A 20,772-nucleotide genomic window follows, 5' to 3' on the forward strand; every position below is an offset into this window, starting at 1 on the left:
CCGGCACTCTAATGCCGGCACTCCGGACGCAGAAATGCGGCGTCCGGAGCTCTACCTGTAAGGAATGACTACCGGGCGGCCGAGCCGATGCGAGTGGACGGCGCCGAGGCAGCTGCAGACAAGCGTGCAGCCACGGCGCGGACGCCGGTCGGCCGGATCAGGCCGGCCGCACCCGCCAAAGCACCCGGCTTCAACGCCAGTCCGAGCAGGCGGTGCCGCTCGAACGGGCCGGGCATGGCGAGCTCTGCGGCTGGTTCGGCGGTAAAGCCGAAACGCGCATAGTAGTCGGGGTCGCCGACAAGGACGATGGCCCCGTGGCCGCGCCACTGCGCCTCGGCAATCGCGCGCCGCATCAAGGCAACGCCGATGCCGTAGCCGGCGAGTTCCGGTGCGACCGCGAGCGGGCCGAGCATCAGGGCGGGCGCACCCGCAGCGCCAGCGGCGACGTGCCAGAGCCGGACGGTGCCGAGGAGTTCGCCGTTTTCGCCCTTGGCGACCAGCGACAGGCCTTCGGCCGGCTGGCGGCCGCGGCGGATCGATTCCGACGACTTGCGGCGACGGCCGGGACCCATGGCGCGGTCGAGCAGCGCCTCGCGCGCGGCGACGTCGCCGGCGGTCTCGGTCAAGATCTGGAAATAGGGGGCGACGCGCGGCGACATCGCAGCGACGGCGGAAATGGCAGATGCGATCATGGGATCAACCTCGTATCAGGAGAGGCCGAGAGGGGGCGCCGGAGCTTGAAGGGCGTCCGGCGCGCGGGCGAAGGCCCGGCGCTAGGGACGCGCCGGAACTCAGATCACGTAGGATCGCAACGGTTCGAAGCCGTTGAAGGCGACGGCCGAATAGGTCGTCGTGTAGGCGCCGGTGTTCTCGATCAGCACCTCGTCGCCGACCGTCAGCGTGATCGGCAGCGGGTAGGGCTTCTTCTCGTAGAGCACGTCGGCCGAATCGCAGGTCGGGCCGGCCAGCACGCAAGGCTCCATCCGGTCACCATCCCGCTGGGTGGTGATGGGATAGCGGATCGCCTCGTCCATGGTTTCGGCGAGGCCGCCGAATTTGCCGATATCGAGATAGACCCAGCGGTTCTCATCGGTCGCCGACTTGCGGGAGACAAGGACCACCTCGGCCTTGATCACGCCGGCGTCGCCCACCATGCCGCGGCCTGGCTCGATGATCGTCTCCGGGATCTTGTTGCCGAAATGCCGGCGCAGCGACGAAAAGATCGAGCGGCCGTAAGCTTCCGCCGAGGGCACGTCCTTCAGGTAGCGCGTCGGGAAACCGCCGCCCATGTTGACCAGCGTCAGCACGATGCCCTTCTCGGCCAGCGTCTGGAAGACGTGGCTGGCATCGGCGATGGCCGCATCCCAGGCCTCGGTATCGGTCTGCTGCGAGCCGACGTGGAACGAGACGCCGGTGGCGACAAGGCCGAGACTCTTGGCGTGCACCAGCACGTCGATCGCCATCGCCGGCACGCAGCCGAACTTGCGCGACAGCGGCCATTCGGCGCCTTCGCCATTGGTCAGGACGCGGCAGAACACCTTGGCACCGGGCGCTGCGCGGGCAACCTTCTCGACTTCCTCGACGCAGTCGACGGCGAACAGCCGGACACCGAGATCGAAGGCACGCGCGACATCGCGCTCCTTCTTGATGGTGTTGCCGAAGGAGATGTGGTCGGCGGTCGCGCCGGCATCCATCGCCATCTCGATCTCGGCGACCGAGGCGCAGTCGAAGCTGGAGCCGAGCGCTGAAAGGAGGCGCAGGACTTCCGGCGCAGGATTGGCCTTCACGGCATAATAGATCGACGAATCCGGCAGCGCCTTGCGGAAGGCGTTGAAATTGGTCTCGACCACATCGAGATCGACGACGAGGCAAGGGCCAGTCGGACGTCGGGTGGCGAGGAAGTCGAGGATGCGCTGCGTAGCCATGGGGCAATTCCCGTAAACCAAGGGTGGCGAGGGCGGACACAAGCGTTCCCTGGATCGCCGGCAAGGCGTTTCACAAGGTTGGTCGGTCCGCGACGTGGCTCGAACTCGGGGCTGTCGCTCCGGGTCGATCGTTGTCTGCCTTGGCTTGGAGGGCTTGAACCCGCCGCACATGGGGCAATGAGGGTGTGCCTCTTCAGTATTCCCGGCTGTGGAGACCAGGGGAGACCAAAAAAGCCCGCACCGTCGTTGCTTTAAGGCGTCCTCGATTGCGCTTGCTGCGCAGTCGACTGGAGGCAATCTCCAGGACCGGCCCGATGGCCCTCGCATATGAGGATCGGGGGACGCCCACAGGCTCGTGCGACTTTGGGCAAGCGCTATGTATGACCGTGTTTCGTCATACACAACCGGAAAATGGGCACTCAGTTGATTTTCTCGGCCATGCAGCCGAGGAAGGGAGCAAGTGTCGACTTGCGGCAACAAAACACAAGTTTCACGCCAGCCTGGAGCGCCCATGGACACGCTGACGCGCATGCGCGCCTTCATCGCCGTCATCGAGAACGAAGGGTTTTCGGCGGCTGCGCGCAAGACCGGCCGGTCCAAGGCGCTGCTGTCGAAATACGTGCGCGAGCTCGAGGACGAACTCGGCGTCCTTCTGATCAACCGCACCACACGGCAGATCGCTCTGACCGGCGCCGGCGAGGTCTATCTCACCCGGGCCTCGGCCATCCTCGCCGATCTCGAAAGCCTCAACGAGGAGGCCCGGGAGGCGACAGGCGAGGCGAAGGGCAGGATACGGATCTCGGCAGCCCGCACTTTCGGCGACGCCGAACTCGGCCATTCGCTGGTCGACTTCGCCGTCGCGCATCCCGACATCTCTTTAGACATCCAGCTCGACGACAACTTCGTCGATCTCGTGGAGGAGGGGTTCGACGTCGCCATCCGGATGACGCGCCTCACCGACTCCTCGATGATCGCCCGCAAGCTGACATCGCTCGACCTCTCGCTCTGCGCCAGTCCGACGCTGCTGCAGCGGCTGGGCACCCCGACGCATCCGCTGGAACTGTCGAACTATCCGGCCGTCATCGATTCCAACTCGCGCATGTTCTCGAACTGGCAGTTCACCGACCCTGAGAAGGGCGAGCCGTTTCCCGTCCCCGTCTCCGGACAGTTCACGGTAAACAGCCCGGTCGCCGTCCGCGCGGCGGTCATGGCGGGTCTTGGCCTTGCACTGATTCCGGAATTCGTCGTCCGAGCGGACATTGCTGCGGGCCGGCTGGTAACCGTCCTCGATGCCTACATGCCGCAGGAGGCCGGCGTTTATGCGGTGTTCCCGCATCGTCGGCATCTGCCGATGCGCGTGCGCCTCTTCGTCGACTATCTCGCCGCCTGGTTCAGGAAGTTCGACGCCCAAAGGGACGAGCCATAAAAAAACGCCCCCGAAGGAGCGTTTTTTCATTCAAAATGCTGTCGGCTCAACGGCGAGCGATGGCACCGATCACCAGGAGCGCCACGGCGGCGAGGGCGATCGATGCGACCGGGTTCTCGCGGGCGCTGTTCTCGATGTAGCGAGCCTGCTTGCGCAGTTCGCGCACGACTTCCGGGCTGCGATCCTGGACGTAACCATACAGATCTGAAGCACGGTCCTCGATTGTGTTGAAGGCGGATGCCCCGGTCTTCGACAGCGACTTCGTCAGCGACGCGACCTCGTTGCGCAGCGCGGCGATCTGGTCTTCGATCTCGGCTTGGGTCGGGGTGTGCATGGCTGTCTCCTCAAAGCTGGGGGATGTCTGTTCGGTCCGTAAACCGGTTTGGCCTGTTATCGTTCCTGCTTGGCCGGCGCGATCTCGGGTCGCTGGCATGGATCACGCTGCTAACCCGCTGCTTCTTGCGGCCTTGCGGCGGGGTGAGAGTGCGGGCCGGCGGCATCTTGCCGCTGGTGCGGTATGCCCATCTAAGGCATGCCATCCGCTCCGCTCCAAATTTCGGCCATCCTTCTCCTGTCAGGAGGTGGCATCATCCTCCATCCGGGAGAGGCCATGTCCTCGATCAAGCGCTGCCTTGCGGTGACCCTCTGCCTGGCGGCATTCTCCTGGCACGCCCAGCGGGCCGAGGCGCATCCGCATGTCTTCGCGGAGGCTCGGATGGAGATCGTCGGTGATCCCGCCGCCGAGCTCGCCGCCGTGCGCAACATCTGGCGCATGGACGATCTGTTCTCCTCGAGTGTCGTCGTCGACTTCGACAAGAATGCGAACGGGATCCTCGACGACGATGAACTGCAGGCGGTGGGCGACACGGTGAAGGAGTCCATCGCCGAATGGGACTTCTACACCTTCGTCACGACGGCGGGAAAACCGGTGAAGATGCTGCCGCCGGAGTCCATCCGGGCGCTGTATCAGGATGGGCAGCTGCTGTTGTTCTTCGAGCTGAAGGCCGGCGAGCCGATCGATCTGAAGACCCAGGCGCTGACGGTCGCCAATTTCGACGAGACCTTCTACGTCGCCTTCGACTTCGCTGACGAAACGAGTTTCGACCTCGTCGACATGCCGGCCGGCTGCACCAAGACCATGAACGTGCCGGACGAGGACGAGGCGGCACAGCAGTGGATGGCCTCGATCGCCGATCTTGCACCCGACGAGACGGTGCCGGCGACCAGTACCGATTTTGCACAGGCGCTGGCGACCAAGGTCGAGATCAAATGCAGCTAGCGCGGGTGAGCAGAAACGAGGCCGTCGCGCTGGTCGTGCTGGCGTGTGTCTTGGTGCTGGTCGTCGCCGAGCCGAGTTTTGCCAAATCGTCGCTCGGCATCGGCACGGCGGAGTCGACATCGGCGCCGAGCGGGCCCTTCGCTTCTCTCTTCGTGGAGATCAACCGGGTTCAGCGGGAGTTCTTTACCGAGCTCCGGCAGGCGCTCGTCGGCATGAAGAACGGCGCCGGCGGCGTGGTCTTCCTCGTCGGCGTCTCCTTCGTCTACGGCATCTTCCATGCCGCCGGTCCCGGCCACGGCAAGGCGGTGATCTCGTCCTATGTGCTGGCCAACGAGGTCCAGCTGCGCCGCGGCATCGCGCTCTCGTTCATTTCGGCGCTGTTGCAGGGCGTGACGGCGCTCGTGGTCGTCGGCGTCGGCTGGTACTTCCTGCGGGGGACGACGGTGTCGATGACCGACGCCACCAACTGGCTCGAGATCGCCTCCTTCGTGATGATCGCAGGCTTTGGGGCCACTCTCCTGGTTCGCAAGATCTGGCGGATGATCCGTCGGCCGCGGCGCGGGGCCGGCCTTGCCTTCGCCGCGTCCGGCACGGCCCTGCGCGGCACCAAGGCCGACACCGCCGCCGCGGGACAAGGGTTTGGCTTCGCGCCTGAGCCGGCGACGACAACGGTCGGCCGGATGCCGGCGATGCTGCGGACCGGGGCGATGCCGCGGAGCCTGGGCGCTGGACCGATCATGCGGCCGGCCGGCGGGTTCGCCGCCGACGTTTGCACCGACGACGCCGACGACTGCGATTGCGGCCGCGCGCACATGCCGGATCCCGCAGTGCTCGGCGCAGCGCGGCTGACGCTCGGCTCGGCCGCCTCGGCCGTCATCGCCGTCGGCTTGCGCCCGTGCTCGGGCGCGATCGTGGTGCTGACCTTCGGCCTCCTGAACGGCCTTTATCTCGGCGGCGTGCTGTCGGTCTTTGCCATGGCCCTCGGCACCGCCATCACCGTCTCGGCGATCGCGGCCCTTGCCGTCTACGCCAAGGATGTCGCCTTGCGCTTTGGGTCGGCCGGCGGGGCTCGCCAGGGCGTGCTCGACGCTGTGGAGATCCTCGGCGCCATCCTCGTTCTGCTGCTCGGCCTTGCGCTGCTCGGCGGCGCCATCGTCTGACGGCGCCGGCGAAGCCTGCCCGGCAAGGGTCGGTCGCGGCTCTGGTGGCCCTTACCGGGCGGTGGCGCGGCTCTTGCGATAGGCGCGGCACGCATCGCCGAAGGCGGTGAAGATCGAGGCAGAGGGGGCGTCGCTCTCGGCCCAGTATTCTGGATGCCATTGGACGCCGAGGGTGAAGCCTTTGGCCGCTTCGACCGACACCGCCTCGATCGTGCCGTCGGGCGCTGTCGCCTCGACGACGAGCCCGTCGCCCAGCCGGTCGATCGCCTGGCGGTGCAACGAGTTCACCTTGAACTCGGTGCGCCCGACGATGCGGTCGATCTGGCTGCCGGATTTCGCCAGAACGCTCTGGTGGATCGCGTAGCGCTCTTTCTGTTCGGGATGATCCTTCGCCCGGTGATCGGAGCGCCCCTCGATGTCCTGGATCTCGGTGGCGAGCGAGCCGCCCATCGCGACGTTGAGTTCCTGCAGGCCGCGGCAGATGGCGAGGAGCGGCATGCCGGCGTCGATCGCCGCCTTCATCATCTTCTCCGTCATTGCGTCGCGGTCGGTATCATAGGGCTCGTAGGCGGCGGAGGGTGAGACGCCGTAGCGCTCGGGATGGACGTTGGTGACCGAGCCGGTGACCAGCACGCCGTCGACCCGCTCGAGAATGCTGGCGACGTCGATCTCGCTGGCGAGCGCGGGAATGATCACCGGGATCGCGCCCGCGACGCGGAGCGCTGCCGTCAGATAGCTTTCCGGCGCACAGTGCCAGCGGTGGTTTCCAATGGTGCGGATATCGGCGGGAACGGCGACGAGAATGGCAGGCGCGGACATGGCAGGGTTTCCAACGGCAGGAGATCCGCCGACCCATCACGGAAACCGCGGGCAGGTCAACCGCTATCGCCGCCGGACCGGCGCCTGTCCGGCGCGCCGAGGGCGGCTTTGGTTGCCGCGCCGCATTTCCGACGCGATCATGCCGCTGGCCTTGCCTCTCGGGCGGGCTCCATGCTCTTGGCGCCGGAACGCGGAAGTGGGGAAAGCAAGGATGGATCGCCGGGATTTCATGCGCGCGGGTGGGCTCGGCACGCTGGGCGCGGTGTCGGCGGCCGGGTTGGCGATGCCGGCCCTCGCGCAGACGCCGCCGAAAGTGCGCTGGCGCTGCCAGTCGGCCTTTCCGCCGCGGCTTGGCGCGCTGCACGGCGGCGCCGTCAGGCTGGCCGCCATGGTGCGGGCGGCGACCGACGGCGGCTTCGAGATCGAGGTTCTCGCCCCCGACGAGACGGCGCCGCTGACCGCCGCGATGGACGCGGTCACCGCCGGCACCGTGGACATGGCGCATACGGCTGCCAGCTACTCCTTCGCCAAGGATCCGGTCTTCGGCCTGGCCGGTGCTGCGCCCTTCACGCTGAACGTACGCGGTCTCCATGCCTGGCTCTACCAGGGCGAGGGCATCGGCCTGCTGCAGGGCTTCTTCGCCGAGCAGCAACTCGTCTTCCTGCCGGGCGGCTCCACGGGAACGCAGATGGGCGGCTGGTACCGCCGCGAGGTCAAGGGCGTGCAGGATCTCAGCGGCCTCAACATGCGCATTGGCGGGTTGGGTGGCGAGGTGTTGAAGAAGCTTGGCGTCGTGCCACAGGATCTGCCGCCTTCCGCCATCTACGCCGCGCTGGAGCGCGGCGCCCTCGATGCGGCGGAGTGGATGGGGCCTCAGGACGACGAGGCGCTCGGCTTGGTGAAGGTCGCGCCCTACTACTATTACCCCGGCTGGTGGGAGGGCAGCCTGTCGCTGGCTTTCCTGATCGGCAAGCCGAAACACGACGCCTTGCCGCCCGCCTGGAAGAGCGTGCTCTCGACCGCGGCGAGGGCGGTTTCCTTGGAGATGCTGGCGGAATACGACTTCAAGAACCCGCCGGCGCTGAAGCGGCTGGTCGAGGCCGGGGCCCAGTTGCGGCCGTTCCCGCAGGACGTTCTGAATGCCTGCTTCGATGCGGCGACGACGCTGTACGGCGAGATTTCCGGCGGCAGTGCTGCGTTTAAGAAGATCCACGACAGCCTGATGGCGTTCCGGAACGAGACCTATCTCTACCAGCAGGTGGCCGAATACACCTTCGACACCTTCATGATGATCAAGCAGCGCGAGGGCGCGTTGTCCGTTACCGCCGACAACCGGTGAACGACGACTTCACGCAGATTTGTCAGTCGCCGGGTAGCCGGAGTTCGCTCCTTAAATGTGGGTTAGCGCCCGTTTCAAAGCGCAGCCGTCCGCATGGCACTGTCGTGACCGCTCCCCCGCGACACGGCGCAATCCCTTGCCGGCAAAGGGTTTCAGGGAAAAGCGGATGAGCGCTAACGCATTGGAGGAAGGCGGCGGCGCGCTTTAACCAATTGTTCGTCTTTCCAGCTTCGCGACATCTTCGGGTTCCAGAACAGCGGCAGACATCACGCCATCGAGCCATCTGCGGAATAGGCCGCCGAGGCTTCCCGCAACCCAAGGTTAGGCGCTCCGCATGATCCCCGTCATCTCCATCGGCTCCCTGAAGACCTCCGGCACCACCACCCTTGCCCTGACGCTCGCGGGCGTTGCCGCGGCCGCCGACATTCCGGTCGTGCTGATCGACGCCGCCCGCGACAAGGACCTCGTCGCCTGGGCGGCCAAGGGCCAGTGCCCCGCCAAGATCACCGTGGAAGTCGCCGACGACGAGGCGACAATGGAGCGCCTGGTGCGGGCCGCCCGCCGCCGCGGCGATCTGGCCATCATCGACGCTGGCGACGATGCCGAGACCATCCGCACCGCCGCCAAGCTCGCCGATCGCACGCTGATCCCGGTGCGCTTCTCGCCGCTCTCGGCGCATGCCGCGATCGCCACCGAGCGCATGCTGGCCGCCGATGCCGGCAAGGGCCGCCGCAGCCGCGACTGGGCGCTGGCCGCGACCGCCATCACCAACATTCCGAGCCGGGTCGCGCGGCTGGTCGAGACCATCATCCAGGAGAGCGAGATCGCAAGGCTCGACATCGGCCTCGTGCTGCGCGCCGCCTACGAGGCGCCGTTCCTGCATGGCGGCACGATCTTCAGCCTCTCCGACAACATCGCGCCGGGCCTCGACCGGGCCCGTGCGGAAGCCGCGACACTCGCCTACGAGTCCGGTATCCTCGGGGGCTCCGCGACCAAGGTCGCGCCGGAAGCCGTGGAGTTCAGCAAGGCCGCCTGACGCGCTTTTGCCACACCCCGATCGGGCACAGGTCGATCTCCAGAAAGGCCCGGGCTCTGCCGCGGGCCTTTTTCCTTTTCACTGCACGCGCTGCATGGTGGCGCGCGCGCCGCCGATCTATACCGGCGCCATGGCATCTCCACGCGACCAGCCCCGCAAGCCGCGCCCCGTCAGCCGCGAATGGCTGTTCCGGGCGGCGGCCTACTATCTCGGCCGCTATGCCAGCACGGCGGAGAACCTGCGCCGCGTGCTGGAGCGTAAGGTGGCGAGCCGGATCCGCGACTGGGGCGACGATCCGAAGGCGCCCGATCCCCGCGAAGCGGCCCTCATGGTCGAGGCGACGGTCGCGCATTTCCTTGAGCTGAAGCTGCTCGACGATCGCGCTTTCGCGGAGGCGCGGCTCGCCAGCCTTCGCCGCCGCGGCACCTCGATCCGCCAGGTTGAGGCGAAGCTGTCGCAGAAGGGCGTCGACCGCGAGCTGATCGCCGAGGTGGTCGGCGGCGACGAGACCGACGACCGCGCCGCGGCCATGGCTTTTGCCCGCCGCAGGCGGCTCGGCCCGTACCGCCTGCGCGACCGCACCGAGCGCCGCGACCGCGACATCGCCGCCATGATGCGCGCCGGCTTCTCGCTCGGCGATGCCCGCGCCGCGATCGATCATGACCCCGACGAAGACGATCAATTCTGACGAACGACGGCAGGCCTTGCGCCCTTGCAGCAGGTTCTACCGCGTCGGCACGAGACGCGGCCGAGGATCGCTAGGCAAGCGTTCAAAGGGACGCCTCGCATTTGATCGTCCGTGCCGCATTGCCAGTTTGTGGCGACTTCGTGTAAGGCCGAGGGATGAGACGCTCCGGCAGGACGCATCCGGCTGTTTCCGGAAGCGGTCGGCGGCGAGAGCGGTGAGGGGCGCCGCGGCTGAGGAGGTTGGCATGGCTGAACATCACGGGAATAGCGAGCTGAGCTTCGCCGATAAGATGGACTATCCCGAGCACGACCGGACCTACGCGCTCTTCCTGAAGCTCGTGAAGTTCGGCTCGATCTGGGTCGTCGCGATCCTCATCGGCATGCTCGTCGGCCTGATCACCTCGGCTGGCTTCTTCGCCGGCATTCTCGCCTTCCTGATTTCCGGAATTGCTGCCACGTACCTGATGAAGTAACGGCCGCGCGCTGGGACTGAAACTCCCCTGATCCGCCCCGAAGTGTGGACGGGGCGACTGGGAGAGAACAGATGAAAATCTTCGTGCCGCTGGAGCACGATGGTGGAGAGCCGCGCGTCGCCGCCTCTCCTGATACCGTCAAGAAGCTGAAGGGTCTCGGCCTCGAGATCGTCGTCGAGACAGGCGCTGGGCTGAAGTCCCGCATTCCCGATGCCGCCTTCGCCGCCGCTGGCGCGACGATCGGCAGCGCTGCCGATGCAGAGACCGCCGACGTCGTCCTGAAGGTCCGCCGGCCCGGCCGCGACGAACTCTCGCACTACAAGCGCGGCGCCGCGGTGATCGCCATCATGGACCCCTATGGCCGCGACGAGGACGTCGCCGCCATGGCCGAGGCCGGGATCATGGCCTTCGCCATGGAGTTCATGCCGCGCATCACCCGCGCCCAGGTGATGGACGTGCTGTCCAGCCAGGCCAATCTCGCCGGTTACCAGGCGGTGCTCGACGCCGCGAGCGAATACGACCGCGCCTTTCCGATGATGATGACCGCCGCCGGCACCGTGCCGGCCGCCCGCGTCTTCGTCATGGGCGTCGGCGTCGCCGGCCTGCAGGCGATCGCCACCGCGCGGCGCCTCGGCGCCGTGGTGACCGCCACCGACGTGCGGCCGGCCACCAAGGAACAGGTCGAATCCCTCGGCGCGAAGTTCGTCGCGATCGAGGACGACGAGTTCAAGGCGGCCGAGACCTCCGGTGGCTACGCCAAGGAAATGTCGAAGGAATACCAGGCGAAGCAAGCCGAGCTCGTCGCTGCCCACATCGCCAAGCAGGACATCGTCATCACCACCGCGCTGATTCCCGGCCGGCCGGCGCCGCGTCTCGTCTCGCGGGCCATGGTCGAGTCGATGAAGCCCGGCTCTGTCCTCGTCGACCTCGCGGTCGAGCGCGGCGGCAATGTCGAGGGTGCGGAGGCGGGCAAGGTCGTCGACGTCGGCCCGGCCAGGATCGTCGGCCACCTCAACGTGCCCGGCCGCATCGCTGCCACCGCCTCGCTGCTCTACGCCAAGAACGTCAGCGCCTTCCTGGAGACGCTGATCGACAAGGAGACCAAGGCGCTGAAGGTCGATGCCGACGACGAACTGGTAAAGGCGACGCTGCTGACGCGCGATGGCGCGGTCGTCCATGCGGGCTTTGCCAAGCCTGCCTCGGTCGAGCCCGCTGCCCCGGTTGCGCCGGCCGAGCCCGCCCAGCCCGAGACCATGTTCGCCGCCGGCGCCGCGCCGGCACAGACGGGAGACGCCTGATGGAAAACGATCTGACCCAGAAGACCTTGCAGCACCTCAACGATGCCGGCGCTGCCATCCGCGACGCGCGTCTCGGCGTCGAGCAGATGATGACCTCGCCCGCGGTCGATCACGTGGTCGCCGGCGCCAACCCCTTCGTCTTCCACCTCGCGATCTTCGTGCTGGCGATCTTCGTCGGCTACTACGTCGTCTGGTCCGTCACCCCTGCGCTCCACACCCCGCTGATGGCGGTGACCAACGCGATCTCATCGGTGATCATCGTCGGCGCCATCCTTGCCGTCGGCCTGTCCGCATCGGGCATCGCCACCGGTTTCGGCTTCGTCGCGCTGGTGCTGGCCAGCGTCAACATCTTCGGCGGCTTCCTCGTCACGCACCGGATGCTGGCGATGTACAAGAAAAAAGAAAAGTAGGGAGACGAGAGATGTCAGAGAACGTCGCCGCCTTCTTCTACCTCGTCTCCGGTGTGCTGTTCATCCTCGCGCTGCGCGGCCTGTCGCACCCGACCTCCAGCCGCCAGGGCAACATTTTCGGCATGGTCGGCATGGGCATTGCTGTCCTCACCACCTTGCTCTTCGCCGGACCTTCCATGGGGGCGCTGCTGCTCATCATCGTCGGCATCGCGCTCGGCGGCGGTGTCGGCGCGGTCATCGCCAAGCGCATCCCGATGACGGCCATGCCGCAGCTCGTCGCCGGCTTCCACAGCCTCGTCGGCTTGGCCGCCGTCATGGTCGCGGCCGCCGCGCTCTACGCGCCGGAGTCGATCAACATCGGCACCCCCGGCCACATCCACACCCAGGCGCTGGTGGAAATGGCGATCGGCGTCGCCATCGGCGCGATCACCTTCACCGGCTCGATCATCGCCTTCCTGAAGCTCGACGGGCGGATGGGCGGCAAGCCGATCATGTTGCCCTCGCGCCACCTCATCAACATCGGCCTCGCCGCAGCGCTCGTCGTCTTCCTCGTGGTCTTCGCGGCGACGGAAAGCCATCTGGCGTTCTGGGCGGTGGTGGCGATCGCGCTGGCGCTCGGCGTCCTCTTGATCGTGCCGATCGGCGGCGCCGACATGCCGGTCGTCGTCTCGATGCTGAACTCCTATTCCGGCTGGGCCGCGGCCGGCATCGGCTTTACCTTGCAGAACCTCGCGCTCATAATCACCGGCGCGCTGGTCGGCTCGTCCGGGGCGATCCTCTCCTACATCATGTGCAAGGGCATGAACCGCTCCTTCATCTCGGTGATCCTCGGCGGTTTCGGCGGCGAGAGCGGTCCGGCCGCCAGTGGCGACGGCCTCGAGCGGCCGGTCAAGCAAGGCTCGGCAGATGATGCGGCCTATCTCATGATGAACGCCTCGCGGGTGATCATTGTGCCGGGCTACGGCATGGCCGTTGCGCAGGCCCAGCATGCGCTGCGCGAGATGGCGGACACGCTGAAGAAGCACGGCGTCGAGGTGAAGTACGCGATCCACCCGGTCGCGGGCCGCATGCCCGGCCACATGAACGTGCTCCTGGCCGAAGCGAACGTGCCCTATGACGAGGTCTTTGAGCTCGAGGATATCAATTCGGAGTTCGCGCAGACCGACGTCGCTTTCGTCATCGGCGCCAACGACGTCACCAACCCTGCCGCCCGCGACGACAAGACCTCGCCGATCTACGGCATGCCGATCCTCAACGTCGACCAGGCGGCGACCTGCCTTTTCGTCAAGCGCTCGATGGGCTCCGGCTATGCCGGCATCGACAACACGCTGTTCTATAAGGACAACACGATGATGCTGTTCGCCGACGCCAAGAAGATGGTGGAAGCGATCGTCAAGGCGATGGCGCACTGAGGGAGCGGGTAGGCCGTCCAGCGGGGTATGTGATCTACGCAAGATAGAGGCGCTAACTTCCCGATGTCGTCATCCTCGGGGCAGTAGCCCCGGGGACCCATGCCGAGCCGGTCAAGCGAGTTCCGTGCGGGTGGGGTGTCTGCGCTATCCTGATCCGAACCGGCGCGTTCTCGCGGCGGCATGGGTCCCGGCCTGCGGCCGAGGATGACGACTTTTCAGGGGCCTACATCGTCTTCTAGGCCGAGGCTCCTGAGCCAATTCCTAAACAAAAACGCCCGCGAACCTTTAGGTTCGCGGGCGTTTTTCATGCGATAGCCTCGAAGCTCAGGGCTTGTAGACGGCCGGCTCGGTCGGGGCGGCCTGGAGCGAGAAGCGCGAGAGGCCGGCGGTGGCGTTCAGGCCGAACTGCGCCTGGAGGCTCACTGACTGCAGGGTGAAGCCATTGTTCGGTCCGCCAACCAGCGCCTTGGCACCGCCGCCGACGGCGACCGAAGCATCGACCGTCGCGCCGTAATAGTTACCGTCGAGCGAGCGCGGCTCGCCGTCCTGGAAGGATGCGGCGTAGACGATCCAGCTGAGGTCCTGACGGCCGGTGATGCCGACATCGACGCCGACCGTGTCGAGCGTGCCGATATAGGCTTCACGACCCGAGCCGTCGGCTGGCTTGAAGACGCATAGGTATTCCTTGCTGGAGCCGACGATGTAAGAAAGCGTGCCGTCGCTCTGGCAGGACAGGAGGCCGAGCTTGGTGCCTGCATTGGCAGCCGACATCGGCAGGGCGGTGGCGGCAACGAGGGCGGCGGCGGCGAGCAGGGAACGGGTCTTCATGGCTGTACTCCTTGAATGATGTGCCGCAGTAACCCTGACGTCGCAGGAAAGTTTCAGCCTGCCCGATCACGGCTTGGATCGAGCTGCAACAATCCCAGAAACGCGATAGCCCGCGCTACGGCGCGGGCTATCGCGGGAAAAATTGTTCCGCAGATTTAATTGGCGGGAACGACGACGATCGGAACTACAGGCGCTGCAGCTTTCAGCGTGAACTTGGTCACGCCGATGGCTGCGTTCAGGCCTTCCTGGGCTTGGACGCTGAGCGGCTGCAAGCTGAAGCCGCCGTTCGGGCCGCCGGTTAGCACCTTAACGCCGACGCCTGCGGCTACCGAGGCATCGGCACTGGCGCCGATGTATTCGCCTGCCAGCGAGGACGGCTCGTATTTGTCGCTCTCGGCGAGCACCGACCAGGTCATGATCGTCTGCCCTGTGACGCCGACATCGAGGCCTATGGTGTTGAGCGTGCCCGCATAAACCTCCATCGGCGCTGCGGAATTGGCCGGCGAGAAGTCGCAGATGACGTTCTCGGACGAGCCGATGATGTAGCCGGTGGAACCGTCGCTCTTGCATGTCAGCTGGCCAAGGGTGGTCTCGGCCTGCGCCGCCAGCGGTGCCGCGGTAAGGGCTGCAAGAGCAATCGTCGAAGCGAGGAGGATTTTCATGGGTTAACTTTCTGTGCCTGAATAATCATTCGGCACAGAAAGTCGTCGGCGGCTACAAGGTTCCCGCTGAGTGCGAAAACATGAGAAATTCCAAGTCCTCCAAATCCGGGCTAGGCCTGAAATATTTCGATATAAATAATCTTTACATCGATGGGTCGGCCTGGTTCGTTGCAGACCTATGGTTAGCTCCGCGTGCGGCTCATCCCGTCCTTCGCCGGGCGGTAGTTCGGATCGAGCTGTGCGGCACGTGCATAGGACTTGAAGGCGCGGGACTTCTCGTTGCGGCGCTCGAAGATCAGCGCCTGGTTGGTCCAGTACTCCGCCGACTTGTCGTCGAGCTTCAGGGCCGTGTTAAAATCCGTGAACGCGTTCTCCTCGTCGCCAAGGGCAAGGTAGGAGACGCCGCGGCCGGAATAGGGCTCCGGCGCATCGGCCTGCAGCGAGATCGCGGTCGAGAAATCCTCGATCGCCAGCTTGTGCTGGCCATCGATCTGGTAGAGCAGGCCGCGGTTGTGGAAGGCGCGGGGATCGGTGGTGTTGAGGTCGATCGCCTTCTGGAAATCGCCGAGCGCCTCGCGGTTGCGGCCGGCGATGCGGTAGATGTTGCCGCGGCCGATATAGGCGCTGTCATAGCGCGGATTGATCTGCAGCGCGGCGTTGTAGTCGGCGACGGCCTTCGCGCTGTCGCCCATCTGCCGGTAGACCAGAGCGCGGTTGGCATAGGCCTGGTAAAAGTTCGGGTTCAACTGCAGGGCGGTGGTGAAATCCTGGACCGCGTCGCGGTTTTGCCCGGCCTTGCCGTAGGCGGTGCCGCGCACGTTGTAGGCTTCGGGGTCGCGCGGATTGGCGTTGATCGTCGCGGTGAGCGAGGAGATGTTCTGGCTCGAGCCTTGCGCCTGGTCGAGACGGATGCCGTTGGCATCGGGGATCGCCGACTGGCAGGCGCCGAGCATCAGCGCGAGGCCAAGGCCTGCGGCAAGGCGCAAGGCCGTCTTGTCGAGGGTCCCGGCCGGACGCTCCGCGCGCTTCAGATCAGGTGTCAAACCGGTAGTCCTCTTCGTATGTCTTTGTTCGTCTTCACGTTTGAAGTGGCTTGCCCCAACGCAGAAGCGCGGGCCAGAGCATCCGGGCAACAACCGGGCGTAAACTCTTCCTGCCCGGCGGCACAACACTGCAGACCCCCAGACACGACAACAATGCCGCCAATGTCTGCGCTGGCCGGACCATGCCTATCCTGCCGATCTCGTCTGCCTACAGCATCGAACTAGAATTCGGAATCATTTTCGCGTCGGTTTGCGGTGATGGACGGCGCCGTGGCGGTAGCTGTGGCGTCCTCTTCCCGCGGCTGCGGCGCGTCGTCGATCGCTGCAGCACGGCCGACGCGGGTGCCGCCATGAGCGGCGCGGTCGATGATGTGTGAGAGCACGTCGAGCGCAAAGCGTGGATCGCTCGAGCGGGCGGAGAAGTCGGCGGGCCGGGGCTCGGGACGGGTCGAGGCTGCTTTCAGCGTTGGCTGGGCGCCGAAAAAACCGGCTTCGCCGCCCTTGGCCTCGTCGATCTGGGCGCGCAGGGCCGCGATCGACGCGCAGACTGCCGGTCGGTCTGCCGCCGCGATCGGTGCTGCTGCCACGCTGCGCGAGAGGATCCTTGCCCAATGCGACAGGGCCATGAAATGCGTCAGCGCCTGCCGGACCCGGCCGGGCTTCTGCACCAGCTGCCACTGGCTGCCGAGCGGACGGGCGGCCGTCGCGAGGGCGGCATAGCGTCGGTCGAGCCGGCGCGACAGTGTGACGAGGCTCGGTTGGGGCATTTCGCCCGCGACCTGCTGGCCGGCGGCGGCGAGCAGCGTGTCGAGCGCGGAAAAGAAGCTGTCGGCAGCTTCTCCCGCAGCCGCGCTCGTCGATCTCGGCAGCACGATGAAGGCGATGAAGATGCCGGACGCGGCGCCGATCAGCGTCTCCTCCAGCCGCAGCACCAGAAGGTCGGGCGTGAACTGACCGGTCAGGCCGTACAGCAAGGCGAGCACCAGCGTCACGAAGAAGGTCATCGCGGCATAGGATATCTGCAGCAGGTAGAAGCCGATGAAGACGAAGGCGAAGGCGAGCGTCACCGACACCAGCAACTGACCGTGCAGGAGCGTTGCCAGCCCGATGCCGACGATGATCCCGGCGAGGGTTCCGGCCGCCCGCTGTAGCGCCCGCAGCGCGGCGTCGCCGCGCGACTGGGTGTTGATGAAGACCAAAAAGGCGGTGAGGATCGCCCAAAGGCCGCGGGCCTCCGAGAGCATCAGTCCGCCGGCCATCGCGATGGCCGAGGCGAGCGTCACCTGGATGGCGAGCCGGAGGGCCGGGTCGCGGATCCATCCCGTGGCAGGCGTTGCTTCGGGCGGGGCCGGGGGGTCAGCGCCGACCCCCTCGAACCAGGCGGGAGGCATGGCAGCGGCCTCTTCGAAGGCAATGCGGCGGGCGGTGTCGAGATGCTCGAGGGCGGTGCCGAGCCGTGGCGCGCCCTTGGTCTCAGGCGACGTCTCCTCTGCGCGCAAGGCGGTCATCACAGCCGTCTCGCTGGCGAGGTGAAGGTCGAACAAGGCGATGGTCAGTTCCCGGACCGCGGCTTCCCGGTGGGTGTCGGACGGTATCGGCGGCAGGAAACCCTCGGCGGTGAGGATGGCGTCGCCGATCCGCTCCTGCTGGCGCAGCACCTCTCGGCGCGACGCCGCCGTCCAGCCGCGGGCGGCACCCGCTTTCAGCAGTGCCGCCTGGGTGGCGAGCCGCTGGCCGATGGCGACGATGGTGTGGCGAAAATCCTGTTCGCGCCGCTCCGGCAGGACGTAGTTGCGAATGCCGTGGGCGATGATGGCCGACAGCGCGATCGTTAGCGCGATGCTGGCGAGGTCGGCGATCGAAGGGTGGAGGTAGGCCCCCGCGAAATAGCACATGAAGGCGAACATGCCGATGGCGTTGCCGCGGGCGCCGTATTTGCGCGCATAGACCGCACCGAAAACGAAGAGCACGAAGACGGCGTCCGAGACGATTGGCGAGGGCGAGAGCAGCGTCGCCGCGGCGACCGCCGCAAAACCGGTCAGGCCAGAATAGAGGCGGGTGACGGCGCGGGCCCGCGAGGTCGCGTCGCGCACCACGAGCGTTCCTTGCATCGCGGTGATCACCATGACGCTATAGGCGGCGATCGGCAGCGGGATCAGGCGGTGCAGGCCGATCAGCGCCAGGCCGACGGCCATTAGCGTCAGCGTCACGCGCGCCCCCATCCGCAGCCGCGAAAGTGCGGGGTCGGAGGCGAGCAGCATGGTGCGAAGGTCGACGAGGCTTCGGGCGAGGGCGATCTGCATGGCGTTCCAGGGCAAGTCGGCGGCTGCCGAGAGCTTCACGGCTAGCATTTTCGGCGCCGTGAAACGAAGCCGTTCCTTTGTCGATGAGCGGCGTCCGGTTTGGTTCCGGCGTATGGCGGGAGGGTGTCGATTATTTAGGAGGTCGGCTCACGGAACGCTTTCCGTACCCTCTCAGTTCAAGGGGCCGACACGCCTGCGTCGCGGCCAGACATGACGTCCCCGCTTTTTGTCTTCCATCGCCGGTCTTGCCGCGCCGATGGCCTATCTGGAGTAATCTCATGTCTGAAGCGATCTACGATCGTTCGGTCGTCGCACCGGCGGTGCCAACTGGCCTGCGCCGCGTCTCCTGGGGCGCCATTTTCGCTGGTGCGATCTTGACCCTCGTCATCCAGATCATGCTGTCGCTGCTCGGCGTCGGCATCGGCCTCGCCACGCTCGATCCCGCCGGCAACGGCTCGCCGGACGCTGCGACCCTCGGCTCGGCCGGCGGCATCTGGACGATCGTCACCGTGCTGATCGCGACCTTCATCGGCGCTTATGCCGCCGCCCGCCTCTCCGGCGTCGGCGAGAAGACGGACGGCGTGCTGCACGGCATCGTCACCTGGGCAACCTCGACCCTCGTCATCGTCTACCTCCTGACTTCGGGCGTCTCGGCCGTCATCGGCGGCACTTTCGGCGCCCTCGGAAGCTCGATCTCGGGCCTCACTAGCGCGGCGACCTCGCTGACCCCGAACTCGCTGTCGGTCCTTCCGGACGGCATCGAATCCCAGGTGCGTGGCCTCCTGCAGCGCGGCGAGCAGCAGGTCGATCAGGCCGCGACTGACGCCCAGCAGCAGGGCCAGCAGGCGGCGAACACCGCTCGCCAGGCGACCGGCGAGGCCGATCTTTCCAAGGCCATCCCTGAAATCGCTGCCGGTCTCGCCAAGGACGCGACGCCTGAGCAGCGCCAAGCCGCCGTCACGGTCATCTCGCAGCAGGCCGGCATTCCGCAGGCCGAAGCCGAGCGTCGCCTGACCGAGTTCCAGGCAACCTACGACCAGGCCGTCGAGCAGGCCAAGGTTACTGCCGACAAGGCGGCTGCCGGACTGTCCACCGCTGCCTTCGCGACCTTCGTCGCCTTGCTGCTCGGCCTTATCGTCGGTGCCGTCGGCGGCCTCGCCGGTCGTCCGAAGCCGCGTGTCGTCGTCGCTCGTGTCTAAGCAGCCTTCAACACCCTGAACACCGAACGGCGGAGCGCCCAGCGCTCCGCCGTTTTCGTTTGGCGGCGGCTCGTTTCGCGGCCGTTTCCGGCAAAGCGTCACCCGCCGTCGCAAAATGAGCATGATCTGAGGCTGAAACGGCTAGCGTGCCCCGCATGGTCGATCGGGTCCCCGCGCCCGTCTCGCGCTCCCGGCTCTCGCCTTTCAAGGATTATCGGATGCGTCGTTTTTCAGCCTTCGCGCTGGCCAGGGAAGCCTTCCGGAACCATACGGGCTGGGGCGAGCAGTGGGCCTCGCCCGAACTGCGCAAGCATTACGACGTCATCATCGTCGGCGCCGGCGGTCATGGCCTCGCCACCGCCTACTACCTCGCCAAGGAGCACGGCATCACCGACATTGCGGTGATCGAGAAGGGCTGGCTTGGCGGCGGCAATACCGGCCGCAACACCACCATCATCCGCTCCAACTACCTTTACGACGAATCGGCCGGGCTTTATAACCACGCGCTGAACCTGTGGGAGGGGCTCTCCCAGGAGCTGAACTACAACGTCATGTACTCGCCGCGTGGCGTGATGATGCTGGCGCACAATGTGCACGACCAGCAGGTCTTCAAGCGCCACATTCATGCCAACCGGCTGAACGGCGTCGACAATGAATGGCTGACGCGCGAGGAGGCGCAGGCCTTCTGCCCGCCGCTGAACATCTCGCCCGATGCGCGCTATCCCATCATCGGCGCCGCCCTGCAGCGCCGTGGCGGCACGGCCCGGCACGACGCCGTCGCCTGGGGCTACGCGCGCGCGGCCTCGGCGATGGGCGTCCACATCGTCCAGAACTGCGCGGTCACCGGCATCCGCCGCGGCACTGATGGTGCAGTCAAGGGCGTCGAGACCTCGCGCGGCTTCATCGGCTCGAAGAAGGTCGGCGTCGTCGCCGCCGGCTCGACCTCCACCGTGATGGAAATGGCGGACATCCGCATGCCGCTGGAGAGTTTTCCGCTGCAGGCGCTGGTCTCCGAGCCGATCAAGCCGATATTTCCGTGCGTCGTCATGTCGAACACCGTGCATGCCTATGTCAGCCAGTCCGACAAGGGCGAACTGGTCATCGGCGCGGGGACGGACCAGTACCCGTCCTACTCGCAGGCCGGCAGCCTCCACATCCTCAACCACACGCTCGACGCCATCACCGACATGTTTCCGATGTTCCGCCGGCTGAAGATGCTGCGGTCGTGGGGCGGTATCGTCGACGTGACGCCCGACCGCTCGCCGATCCTGTCGAAGACCCCGGTGAAGGGGCTTTACGTCAATTGCGGCTGGGGCACCGGCGGCTTCAAGGCGACGCCGGGCTCGGGCAATGTCTTCGCCCATACTATCGCCCGCGACGAGCCGCACCGGATCAACGCGGCCTTCAGCCTTGACCGCTTCGTCACCGGACGCTTCATCGACGAGGCGGCGGCTGCCGCCGTCGCGCATTAAG

The 20,772-nt window shown here is 66.4% G+C and carries 20 protein-coding genes; 12 read left to right on the forward strand and 8 right to left on the reverse strand.

The window, feature by feature from the left end:
- Positions 1–68 precede the first annotated feature (68 nt).
- Together ACZLZQ_RS09950 and ACZLZQ_RS09955 are read right to left on the reverse strand one after the other, a co-directional pair.
- The gene (locus tag ACZLZQ_RS09950) at positions 69–692 is read right to left on the reverse strand and encodes a GNAT family N-acetyltransferase (protein WP_472949254.1); all 624 of its coding nucleotides are present in this window, start codon (positions 690–692) and stop codon (positions 69–71) included.
- A gap of 99 nt (positions 693–791) precedes the next feature.
- A complete protein-coding gene (locus tag ACZLZQ_RS09955) occupies positions 792–1,925 on the reverse strand; it encodes a type III PLP-dependent enzyme (RefSeq protein WP_472949255.1) in 1,134 nt (377 codons plus the stop codon).
- Positions 1,926–2,436: 511 nt separating this feature from the next.
- Between ACZLZQ_RS09955 and ACZLZQ_RS09960 the strand changes: the two genes are divergently transcribed.
- Entirely contained in the window at positions 2,437–3,351 is a 915-nt protein-coding gene (locus ACZLZQ_RS09960; protein ID WP_472949256.1) for a LysR family transcriptional regulator, read from the forward strand.
- Between the two features lie 46 nt (positions 3,352–3,397).
- Here ACZLZQ_RS09960 and ACZLZQ_RS09965 read toward each other — a convergent pair whose 3' ends face one another.
- On the reverse strand, positions 3,398–3,685 hold the full coding sequence (locus ACZLZQ_RS09965; protein WP_472936192.1) for an ElaB/YgaM/YqjD family protein: 288 nt from the start codon (positions 3,683–3,685) through the stop codon (positions 3,398–3,400).
- Between the two features lie 276 nt (positions 3,686–3,961).
- On the opposite strand from ACZLZQ_RS09965, the gene ACZLZQ_RS09970 reads away from it, so the two are divergent.
- Both ACZLZQ_RS09970 and ACZLZQ_RS09975 read left to right on the forward strand, forming a co-directional pair.
- Positions 3,962–4,630, forward strand: coding sequence for a DUF1007 family protein (locus tag ACZLZQ_RS09970; protein ID WP_472949257.1), 669 nt, complete (start codon positions 3,962–3,964; stop codon positions 4,628–4,630).
- A 5-nt stretch (positions 4,631–4,635) separates the two neighbouring features.
- Positions 4,636–5,790, forward strand: a complete 1,155-nt coding sequence (locus ACZLZQ_RS09975) for a nickel/cobalt transporter (protein ID WP_472949258.1) — start codon at positions 4,636–4,638, stop codon at positions 5,788–5,790.
- Between the two features lie 51 nt (positions 5,791–5,841).
- Here the strand turns inward: ACZLZQ_RS09975 and ACZLZQ_RS09980 are convergent, their stop codons facing one another.
- Entirely contained in the window at positions 5,842–6,609 is a 768-nt protein-coding gene (locus ACZLZQ_RS09980; RefSeq protein ID WP_472949259.1) for a gamma-glutamyl-gamma-aminobutyrate hydrolase family protein, read from the reverse strand.
- 211 nt (positions 6,610–6,820) lie between these two features.
- On the opposite strand from ACZLZQ_RS09980, the gene ACZLZQ_RS09985 reads away from it, so the two are divergent.
- From ACZLZQ_RS09985 to ACZLZQ_RS10015, 7 genes are all read left to right on the forward strand, one after another.
- Complete coding sequence (locus ACZLZQ_RS09985) at positions 6,821–7,948, forward strand: TRAP transporter substrate-binding protein (RefSeq protein WP_472949260.1); 1,128 nt, start codon at positions 6,821–6,823, stop codon at positions 7,946–7,948.
- A 334-nt stretch (positions 7,949–8,282) separates the two neighbouring features.
- Positions 8,283–8,984: a P-loop NTPase family protein gene (locus ACZLZQ_RS09990; protein ID WP_472936187.1), complete on the forward strand. Its 702-nt coding sequence runs from the start codon at positions 8,283–8,285 to the stop codon at positions 8,982–8,984.
- Positions 8,985–9,078: 94 nt separating this feature from the next.
- Positions 9,079–9,672, forward strand: a complete 594-nt coding sequence (locus tag ACZLZQ_RS09995) for a regulatory protein RecX (RefSeq protein WP_472949261.1) — start codon at positions 9,079–9,081, stop codon at positions 9,670–9,672.
- 244 nt (positions 9,673–9,916) lie between these two features.
- Positions 9,917–10,144: an aa3-type cytochrome c oxidase subunit IV gene (locus ACZLZQ_RS10000; RefSeq protein WP_472936185.1), complete on the forward strand. Its 228-nt coding sequence runs from the start codon at positions 9,917–9,919 to the stop codon at positions 10,142–10,144.
- Positions 10,145–10,215: 71 nt separating this feature from the next.
- Positions 10,216–11,442: a Re/Si-specific NAD(P)(+) transhydrogenase subunit alpha gene (locus ACZLZQ_RS10005; protein WP_472949262.1), complete on the forward strand. Its 1,227-nt coding sequence runs from the start codon at positions 10,216–10,218 to the stop codon at positions 11,440–11,442.
- A complete protein-coding gene (locus tag ACZLZQ_RS10010) occupies positions 11,442–11,852 on the forward strand; it encodes an NAD(P) transhydrogenase subunit alpha part 2 (RefSeq protein WP_472949263.1) in 411 nt (136 codons plus the stop codon). The genes ACZLZQ_RS10005 and ACZLZQ_RS10010 overlap by 1 nt, the downstream gene beginning before the upstream one ends.
- Positions 11,853–11,863: 11 nt before the next feature.
- A complete protein-coding gene (locus ACZLZQ_RS10015) occupies positions 11,864–13,264 on the forward strand; it encodes an NAD(P)(+) transhydrogenase (Re/Si-specific) subunit beta (RefSeq protein WP_472936182.1) in 1,401 nt (466 codons plus the stop codon).
- A 324-nt stretch (positions 13,265–13,588) separates the two neighbouring features.
- Here the strand turns inward: ACZLZQ_RS10015 and ACZLZQ_RS10020 are convergent, their stop codons facing one another.
- The 4 genes from ACZLZQ_RS10020 to ACZLZQ_RS10035 form a co-directional block, all read right to left on the reverse strand.
- Positions 13,589–14,092: a DUF992 domain-containing protein gene (locus ACZLZQ_RS10020; protein WP_472936181.1), complete on the reverse strand. Its 504-nt coding sequence runs from the start codon at positions 14,090–14,092 to the stop codon at positions 13,589–13,591.
- A gap of 155 nt (positions 14,093–14,247) precedes the next feature.
- A complete protein-coding gene (locus tag ACZLZQ_RS10025) occupies positions 14,248–14,754 on the reverse strand; it encodes a DUF992 domain-containing protein (RefSeq protein WP_472936180.1) in 507 nt (168 codons plus the stop codon).
- Positions 14,755–14,936: 182 nt separating this feature from the next.
- Positions 14,937–15,797 carry a tetratricopeptide repeat protein gene (locus tag ACZLZQ_RS10030; protein ID WP_472936179.1) on the reverse strand — a complete coding sequence of 287 codons (861 nt, stop codon included), beginning with the start codon at positions 15,795–15,797 and terminating at the stop codon, positions 14,937–14,939.
- Between the two features lie 221 nt (positions 15,798–16,018).
- Complete coding sequence (locus tag ACZLZQ_RS10035) at positions 16,019–18,148, reverse strand: FUSC family protein (protein WP_472949264.1); 2,130 nt, start codon at positions 18,146–18,148, stop codon at positions 16,019–16,021.
- A 230-nt stretch (positions 18,149–18,378) separates the two neighbouring features.
- On the opposite strand from ACZLZQ_RS10035, the gene ACZLZQ_RS10040 reads away from it, so the two are divergent.
- Both ACZLZQ_RS10040 and ACZLZQ_RS10045 read left to right on the forward strand, forming a co-directional pair.
- Positions 18,379–19,299: a hypothetical protein gene (locus ACZLZQ_RS10040; protein ID WP_472936177.1), complete on the forward strand. Its 921-nt coding sequence runs from the start codon at positions 18,379–18,381 to the stop codon at positions 19,297–19,299.
- 218 nt (positions 19,300–19,517) lie between these two features.
- Positions 19,518–20,771, forward strand: coding sequence for a sarcosine oxidase subunit beta family protein (locus ACZLZQ_RS10045; protein WP_472949265.1), 1,254 nt, complete (start codon positions 19,518–19,520; stop codon positions 20,769–20,771).
- The last annotated feature ends 1 nt before the right edge of the window (position 20,772 follow it).

The sequence above is a fragment of the Mesocryomonas lacus genome, from assembly GCF_055730105.2.